A 7,094-nucleotide genomic window follows, 5' to 3' on the forward strand; every position below is an offset into this window, starting at 1 on the left:
CAGGAAAGCGTTTCGTATCCCAAAACTCCGCCCAGGTTTTCGGGCCGCCTTGCGGGAATTTGGTAGTGTTGTAAACGATGTTCACGCCGCCTGCCGAGCGCAGAAAACCATTGCCGAGGCAGGCCCCCTCAATCGCTTTGCTCAGGTTTTTAAACTCAGAGCATTGAAACGGCTCTAATTGATCGGCCTGGGCGACCAGATCTTCCGGGTAAGCGGTGACAATGTCCCACTCCATTTTTCCGGCTTGGCGCATGGCCTTCAGTTTGGTCCAAGTTTCGGCATTGGTCGCGGCGACCGAGCGGATCCGTGCGCCATTCTCCTTCGTGAAGGGCTCATAGAACTGTTGGCGCAAGGTGGCTTCAAACGCGCCGCCGGTGGCGACGATCACAAGTTCCCGCTCTTGCGCGTTGGCGGTCTGGGCGCCCCCGCTGAGCAGAAGGGCGGCCAGCAGCAGGCGGGCAGGGGTTGCTCGGGAAAAGATAGGTCCCATTAGTCTCTCCTGTTCAGGGGAAAAAGGCCGCCTGTTTCGGCGTGCTTGTGAAAGAGAGTAATCAGCCTAAAGCGATCATGCAATATGTTTTTCATATAAATGAAAAATGAAAATCATTTTTCCGTTCCGTCTGTCGCCCAGATTCGCTAAGGTGTCAGCCATGCTCGAGATACAACCGCCCAAGCCCGTCAAGCTGATCGACCGCATTGAAGCGCAACGCCATGATCTCACGGAGCGCGAGCGGGCGCTTGCGAGCTATCTGGCGGATCATTATCCGAATGTCGCGTTCGAGTCCGCGACCTCCATCGGGGCGCAGGTCGGGGCGAGCCCGGCCACGGTGGTTCGGTTTTTCGCCAAGCTCGGCTACAATGGTTTTGCCGATTTTCAGCGCGAGGTAAGGGGGCAAGTGGAGCGCCGCCTGCATTCACCGCTGGAACGCCTTAGCAATCCCGCCGCCCATGCCGACGATCCTGCCGGGATTATCCAGCGTACCTTCGAGCTTGAGCAGCGTAACCTGTCGCGGACGTTTCAAGAACTGGATGGCGCGCAGTTCGCCGCCCTGGTTGCCCGCCTGTGCATTCCCAATCAGCGCGTGTTTATCATCGGCGAGAAGAAAGGCTATTCCGTCGCGCATCTGCTTTATGCTCAGCTCAATATGGGCGTTGATGACGTGACGTTGCTGGAAACCGGGCAATCTTTGCTCGCCGACCGTTTGATGCGCGTGCGCCCCGGCGATTTATTGATTGCTATCGACGTGCGGCGCTATGTGCGCTCGGTCGTGCAAACCGCAAAATGCTTTGTTGATCGCGGCGCCGATGTGGCTGTGCTGACCGATAGCCTGATTTCCCCCTTGGGCGAATGGGCGCGTTACCGGCTGGTCGCGGCGACAGAAGGAGCTACCGCGTTCGATTCATACCTCGGTTTGTTCGCCCTGGTGAATACGCTGGTCAACGGCGTTACCTTGCGGCGGAAGCAACAGGTGGCCGATAATCTCGCGGCGGGGGAAGCGCTGTGGGAGGCGTTTTCGGTGTTCGATCAACCGCTTCCCCGCGCGGCCCGTACCTCTACGTCGTGAGCCTCACGCCTCTTTCAGCACGTCCACGGTAAAGCCGAGGGCACGGGCGACGTCGAGGATGGTTTTTTCTTTGGCAATGACGATATCGATGGCAGAAGCGAGCCCGTCCAGAACCGTCTCAAGAAACATCGTTGTACCGTGCTGGTCGGCGTGGACCAGATCGCGGGGGAGCGGAAGGACGTAAAATCCAAACTCACTTGGCCCAAAAATTAGAGGTAGAGCACTTTAGCCCAAGGCTCCAGTTTCAACCGGACGAAAGTTCTAACGCAGGTTAATCGCAAGATACTGCCAATGGCTGAATATCTGGTAGACCTCGCTGGTCGTGATTTCCGTAAGCAATAGATACGGTCAACACTCCCTTAGGGGGACCAACGTGGGCCTATGCACCGTGCCCCGATACTCGCCTGGTTTCGATCCACGCCCCCGCAACCAACACAGTCCCTCCGGCAAAACCAATGGACTTTTGCTCAGGTGGATGGACTACGCGCTTTTGCGTGCCATCAGCCGATAGCCCAAGTCCAGATGGCGCCGCTGCGGCGGGTTATCGGAGAGTAGGGCCAGCAGGATTCGCGCGGCTTCCTCTCCGACCTCCCGGCGCGGTGTGGCGATGGTGGTCAGCGGCGGCAGGGTCCAGGCCGAGCCGCTGAGGTCGTTGAAGCCGACGATGGCGAGATCTTCGGGCACGCGCACGCCCCGCTCCCGGCATTGGAAGAGCGCCCCATGGGCTAAATCATCGTTACAGAAAAAAATCGCGTCACAGTCCGGTGCTTGCGCCAGCATTTGATCGAGAAGAACCGCGCCTAAGCCGATAGAGGAGGGCGTCGGCACACGGATTTCGCGGCGCGGGTCGTAGCAGCCCGCGTCCCGCAGCGCCTGCCGGTAGCCTTCGCCCCGGTTGAGCGTGCGCGGATCGAGTTGCACGGCGACGAAGCCAATGCGCCGATAGCCTTTTTCCAGCAGATGGCGGGTGAGCGTCGCCCCGGCCTCTTGCTGGGAAAAGCCGACAGTGTAGCTATCGGTATCCTTGCCCATATCCATGAGGTGAACGATCGGCTGGTTATAGCCGCGCAGAAGCTCCCAGGTGCCAGCGGAATGATCGAGCCCGGTGATGAGCAGACCGTCGGGCGTGAAACCGAGATAAGCGCGCAACAGCCGCTCTTCTTCCTCCGGGGCGTAGCGCGTCGTGCCGATGAGGATTTGATAACCGTGGGGGTTCAAAATATCTTCGATCCCGCCAATCATATCGACGAACAGCATATTCGTAAGCGATGGGATAAGGACGGCGATATTCATCGAGCGCGCTGAGGCCAAGGCGCTGGCGGCATGATTGGGCACATAGCCCAGGGTTTGCGCGGCCTCCAGAATCTGATCGCGTAAAGCCGGGGCTACCTTTTGCGGGCTTCGCAACGCGCGCGAAACGGTAATAGCGCTCACGCCGACGTGACGGGCCACATCGTCCAGCGTGATGCGATTGGTGCGCGAGGCGCGGCGTTTACGCGGCTTTTCCATCTAAATCCCTCCGCTCCCACGATTATTTTTTTCCGGCATCCGGCGCTTTACAAAGACAATTGATAGCGCTAACATCGGCTCAAGAACAGAAAAACCTGCTCTAAATCGCTGAGCATGGTGACGTGACTTTGGCCCGTGCAGGCTAAGGCTAGGGAGGTGCGCCATGGTGGCGAATGTTAGCGGAAACATACGGACTTCCGCCACAAATGTTAGCGCAAACATAAGCGTGCCTGTGCCCCCAATCGTCGTGATGGGGGTTTCCGGCTGCGGTAAGAGCCGCGTCGGCCGGGATTTAGCGGCGCGGTTAGGCGTGGCGTTTTTGGAAGGCGACGCGCTCCATCCGCCCGAGAATGTGGCGCGCATGGCCGAAGGTATCCCCCTCACCGATGCCGACCGGCAAGGCTGGCTTGCGGCGATTGCGCGGGCCTTGGCCGAGGCCGCTTGGCGCGGCGCAGGGATTGTCGTGTCCTGTTCGGCCTTGCGGCGGCCTTACCGGGATCTGTTGCGCGCAGCGGCCCCGGCAACGCGCTTTGTGCATCTGACCGGCCCGCGCGCGCTGCTGATCGAACGCATGGCGGCGCGCGAAGGCCATTTCATGCCGGTCTCCCTGCTCGATAGCCAGCTTGCAACCCTAGAGCCGCCGGGGGCAGAGGAGCAGCCGATTATCCAAAGCATCGATCAAAGCCCGGAAACCATCGTTGAGGGCACCATCGTGGCCTTGGGTATTTCTAAATAAAAAAATAAGGGAGGAAACAATGGTTCGGACTCTCGAACGTGTAACCGAGTGGATCATGGGGGCGATGCTTGCAATCATGGTGCTGCTCATTTTCGGCAATGTTGTGCTGCGGTATGCGTTTGGCACCGGTCTTGTTTGGGCTGAGGAAATCTCTCGGCTGCTGTTCGTATGGCTGGTTTTTCTGGGCGCGACTTTGGCGCTTAAAAATCACCAGCACCTCGGGCTTGAACTGCTGGTGTCGCGGCTCTCGCCACTGGGCCGCAAACTGTGTGCGATTATCAGCCACGGCTTGATGCTCTATGCCCTCTACCTGTTTTTCGAGGGGAGCTACGTTCAAACGGTGATTGGGCTCGATATTTATTCCACCGTCTTGCGCTTCCCCACGGCTTTATATGCGGCTGCGGGCCTGCTTCCGGCGCTGGTTATGGGCGGGATCGTGCTGCTGAACCTCGTGCGGATTCTCACGAACCATCCGGCGGCAATGGTCCCCGGCGCACCCAACCACGCCGCTTTCGGCAACGATCTGTAGGGGCGCGGCGCGATGACCCTCTTCGTTTTCCTGGCCGCGCTAACCGGCCTGATGCTGCTTGGCATGCCTATCGCTTTCGCGTTGATGTTGAGCGGCGTCGGATTGATGATCCACCTCGATTTTTTTGACGCGCAGCTTTTGGCGCAAAACATGCTCTCCGGGGCCGATAATTTTCCACTCATGGCGGTGCCCTTCTTTATTCTAGCGGGCGAGTTGATGAACGCCGGGGGGATTTCCCAACGGATCATCACGCTGGCCGTGAGCTTGGTCGGGCATATTCGCGGCGGTTTAGGCTATGTTGCGATTGGGGCGGCAGTGCTTCTGGCTTCCCTCTCCGGCTCAGCCATTGCCGATACGGCGGCGCTCGCGACCCTGCTGATCCCGATGATGCGCGATAACGGGTATCCGGTGCCCCGGTCGGCGGGCCTGATTGCGTCGGGCGGCATCATCGCGCCGATTATTCCGCCGAGTATGCCGTTCATCATTTATGGGGTTACGACCAATACCTCGATCAGCGCCCTGTTCATGGCGGGGATTGTGCCGGGGTTGTTGATGGGCCTGGGCCTTGTCTTCACCTGGATGCTGATGGCGCGGAACATGGATGTTGTTCCGCAGCGGCGGCGGAGTGGGGCGGAACGGCGCGCGGCTCTGGTCGATGGTCTATGGGCCTTGGCCTTGCCGGTGCTGATCATCGGGGGCTTACGCGGCGGGATTTTCACGCCGACGGAAGCCGCGGTGGTGGCGGCGGTTTACTCGCTGTTCGTATCCTTGTTCATCTATCGGCAGGTTAAGGTGAGCGAGTTGATGCCGCTGTTCGTGAACGCGGCGCGGACGACGTCCGTCGTTATGTTCTTGGTCGCGGCGGCGATGGTCTCTTCTTACATGATCACCTTGGCCGATTTGCCGGACCAAGTGATCGAGTTGCTCACCCCCATTCTCGATAACCGCATTCTGCTGATGCTGGGGATCGTCGTGCTGCTACTGGCCGCCGGGATTGTGTTGGATCTGACGCCAACGATCCTGATCCTCGGGCCGGTGCTGGCACCGCTCGCGGCCAAAGCGGGCATCGATCCGGTCTATTTCGGGGTGATTTTTATCATGACCGGCTGCATCGGGCTGCTCACACCGCCGATTTGCACGGTCCTGAACGTTGTTTGCGGGGTTGCGAAGATTTCGATGGAAAGCGCCACCAAAGGCGTCTGGCCGTTCCTTCTGACCTACTCCGTCTTGCTGTTGCTGCTCGTCGTGATGCCGGAAATCGTCACGGTGCCAGCAAAATTCTTCCACTAACCAAAAAATCCAAGGGAGTGAAACAAGATGCGTCAATTTCTTCTGAGCACGGTTGCTATCGCGGTGGTTACGCTGGTCGGGGCTTTGCCCGCGCAAGCGCAAGACGTTAAAAGCCGCCTCATCCGTTTCGGCTACGGCCTGTCGGAAAACAGCAATCAGGGGCGCGCGGCTAAATTCTTTGCGCAGGAGCTTGATAAGCAATCGGGCGGAAAACTGCGCCTCAAAGGCTTCGGCGATGCCACCTTGGGCAGCGACGTGCAGATGCAGAATGCGCTGATCGGCGGCGCGCAAGAAATGATGGTCGGCTCGACCGCCACCCTTGTCGGCATCGTCAAAGATTTCGGCGTTTACGATCTGCCGTTCCTCTTCGCCAACGAAAAGGAAGCTGACGCCGTGCTCGATGGGCCATTCGGTGAAAAACTGATGGCAAGGCTGCAAGAAAAAGGCCTCGTCGGCTTGGTCTATTGGGAAAACGGCTTCCGTAATCTCACCAACAGCAAGCGCCCGGTCACGAAGTACGAGGATCTGTCGGGGATCAAGCTGCGCGTGATGCAGAACCCCATCTATATCGACATGTTTAACCAGTTTGGCGCGAATGCGGTGCCGATGGCGTTTTCTGAACTGTTTACGGCGCTGGAAACCGGCACGGTCGATGGTCAGGAAAACCCGGTCACGACGATCCAATCGAGCAAGTTCTACGAAGTGCAGAAGTTCCTTACCATCTCGCGCCACGTCTATAGCCCTTGGATCGTGCTGGCTAGCAAGCGGTGGCACGATGGGCTCTCGGCGGATGAAAAGAAGATGCTGCAAAGCGCCGCCGAAGCCTCGCGGGCGTTTGAGCGTAGCGATAGCCGCAAAGCCTCAATCGAGAGCATGACCGAGCTTAAAGCCAAGGGGATGCAAATCAACGAGTTGCCCGCCGCCGAACTCCAGCGGATGCGCGACAAGGTGAAGCCCGCCTACGATAAATTCGCCGCCGATGGCGGGGCTCAGGTTCTCGCCGATCTGCAAGCGGCGCTCGCCAAGGTTCGTTAAGCCTTATGATATGAGCCGACGCGCGGGATGGGGGGGCTGCCCCGCGCGTTCGGTTTTTTGAGACTCAGAATTGATATAATTATTTTCATATTGAATTAATTTATGAAATATATTTTCTCTTGAGAAGGCGGCGCGCGGTGCGTCTCTTGCTTCCGATAAAGGCCCTCAGCCCATGCCGATGACAGCCGAATCCCAGGGCGTATCGCAGCGATTGGCGGCGTGGGTTGTCACTGCGCCGCGTACTTGGACCGCGCAAGGGGCCGCGATGGCACGCCTCGCTGTGCAGGATTCGCTCATCTGCGCGATCAGTGGCGCGGGGGATTTGAAGCCGATTTTGGACGCGCTCGATCCTGTGCCGGTGGGGTGCCCGGTGCCAGGACGGCGCGATTTGCGGGTACTTCCCGATGCGGCGGCGCTGGCGTGGGGAACA

At 59.0% G+C, this 7,094-nt stretch carries 8 protein-coding genes; 5 read left to right on the forward strand and 3 right to left on the reverse strand.

What is annotated here, in order from left to right:
• On the reverse strand, positions 1-490 hold a 490-nt coding region (locus tag ACIQ36_RS16920), incomplete at its 3' end, for an extracellular solute-binding protein (protein ID WP_395831468.1).
• Positions 491-650: 160 nt separating this feature from the next.
• Here ACIQ36_RS16920 and ACIQ36_RS16925 point away from each other — a divergent pair.
• Complete coding sequence (locus ACIQ36_RS16925) at positions 651-1,565, forward strand: MurR/RpiR family transcriptional regulator (protein WP_395831470.1); 915 nt, start codon at positions 651-653, stop codon at positions 1,563-1,565.
• A gap of 3 nt (positions 1,566-1,568) precedes the next feature.
• Here ACIQ36_RS16925 and ACIQ36_RS16930 read toward each other — a convergent pair whose 3' ends face one another.
• Entirely contained in the window at positions 1,569-1,694 is a 126-nt protein-coding gene (locus ACIQ36_RS16930) for a hypothetical protein (RefSeq protein WP_395831472.1), read from the reverse strand.
• A gap of 351 nt (positions 1,695-2,045) precedes the next feature.
• A complete protein-coding gene (locus ACIQ36_RS16935; protein ID WP_395831474.1) occupies positions 2,046-3,074 on the reverse strand; it encodes a LacI family DNA-binding transcriptional regulator in 1,029 nt (342 codons plus the stop codon).
• A gap of 232 nt (positions 3,075-3,306) precedes the next feature.
• Between ACIQ36_RS16935 and ACIQ36_RS16940 the strand changes: the two genes are divergently transcribed.
• Genes ACIQ36_RS16940 through ACIQ36_RS16955 form a run of 4 tightly spaced genes read left to right on the forward strand, consistent with a single transcriptional unit; the run spans position 3,307 to position 6,664 of the window.
• Positions 3,307-3,810, forward strand: a complete 504-nt coding sequence (locus ACIQ36_RS16940; RefSeq protein ID WP_395831476.1) for a gluconokinase — start codon at positions 3,307-3,309, stop codon at positions 3,808-3,810.
• A 19-nt stretch (positions 3,811-3,829) separates the two neighbouring features.
• Complete coding sequence (locus ACIQ36_RS16945) at positions 3,830-4,339, forward strand: TRAP transporter small permease (RefSeq protein WP_395831478.1); 510 nt, start codon at positions 3,830-3,832, stop codon at positions 4,337-4,339.
• 12 nt (positions 4,340-4,351) lie between these two features.
• On the forward strand, positions 4,352-5,629 hold the full coding sequence (locus tag ACIQ36_RS16950) for a TRAP transporter large permease (RefSeq protein WP_395831480.1): 1,278 nt from the start codon (positions 4,352-4,354) through the stop codon (positions 5,627-5,629).
• Positions 5,630-5,656: 27 nt separating this feature from the next.
• The gene (locus ACIQ36_RS16955) at positions 5,657-6,664 is read left to right on the forward strand and encodes a TRAP transporter substrate-binding protein (protein ID WP_395831482.1); all 1,008 of its coding nucleotides are present in this window, start codon (positions 5,657-5,659) and stop codon (positions 6,662-6,664) included.
• The last annotated feature ends 430 nt before the right edge of the window (positions 6,665-7,094 follow it).

It is taken from the genome of Elstera sp. (assembly GCF_044372965.1).
Classification (GTDB): Bacteria; Pseudomonadota; Alphaproteobacteria; order Elsterales; family Elsteraceae; genus Elstera.

What these genes read in the sequence shown, in the direction of transcription:
- ACIQ36_RS16935 (WP_395831474.1), bottom strand. Translation starts at nt 3,074, where the DNA reads ATGGAAAAGCCGCGTAAACGCCGCGCCTCGCGCACCAATCGCATCACG.
- ACIQ36_RS16930 (WP_395831472.1), bottom strand. Translation starts at nt 1,694, where the DNA reads ATGTTTCTTGAGACGGTTCTGGACGGGCTCGCTTCTGCCATCGATATC.
- ACIQ36_RS16925 (WP_395831470.1), top strand. Translation starts at nt 651, where the DNA reads ATGCTCGAGATACAACCGCCCAAGCCCGTCAAGCTGATCGACCGCATT.
- ACIQ36_RS16950 (WP_395831480.1), top strand. Translation starts at nt 4,352, where the DNA reads ATGACCCTCTTCGTTTTCCTGGCCGCGCTAACCGGCCTGATGCTGCTT.
- ACIQ36_RS16955 (WP_395831482.1), top strand. Translation starts at nt 5,657, where the DNA reads ATGCGTCAATTTCTTCTGAGCACGGTTGCTATCGCGGTGGTTACGCTG.
- ACIQ36_RS16945 (WP_395831478.1), top strand. Translation starts at nt 3,830, where the DNA reads ATGGTTCGGACTCTCGAACGTGTAACCGAGTGGATCATGGGGGCGATG.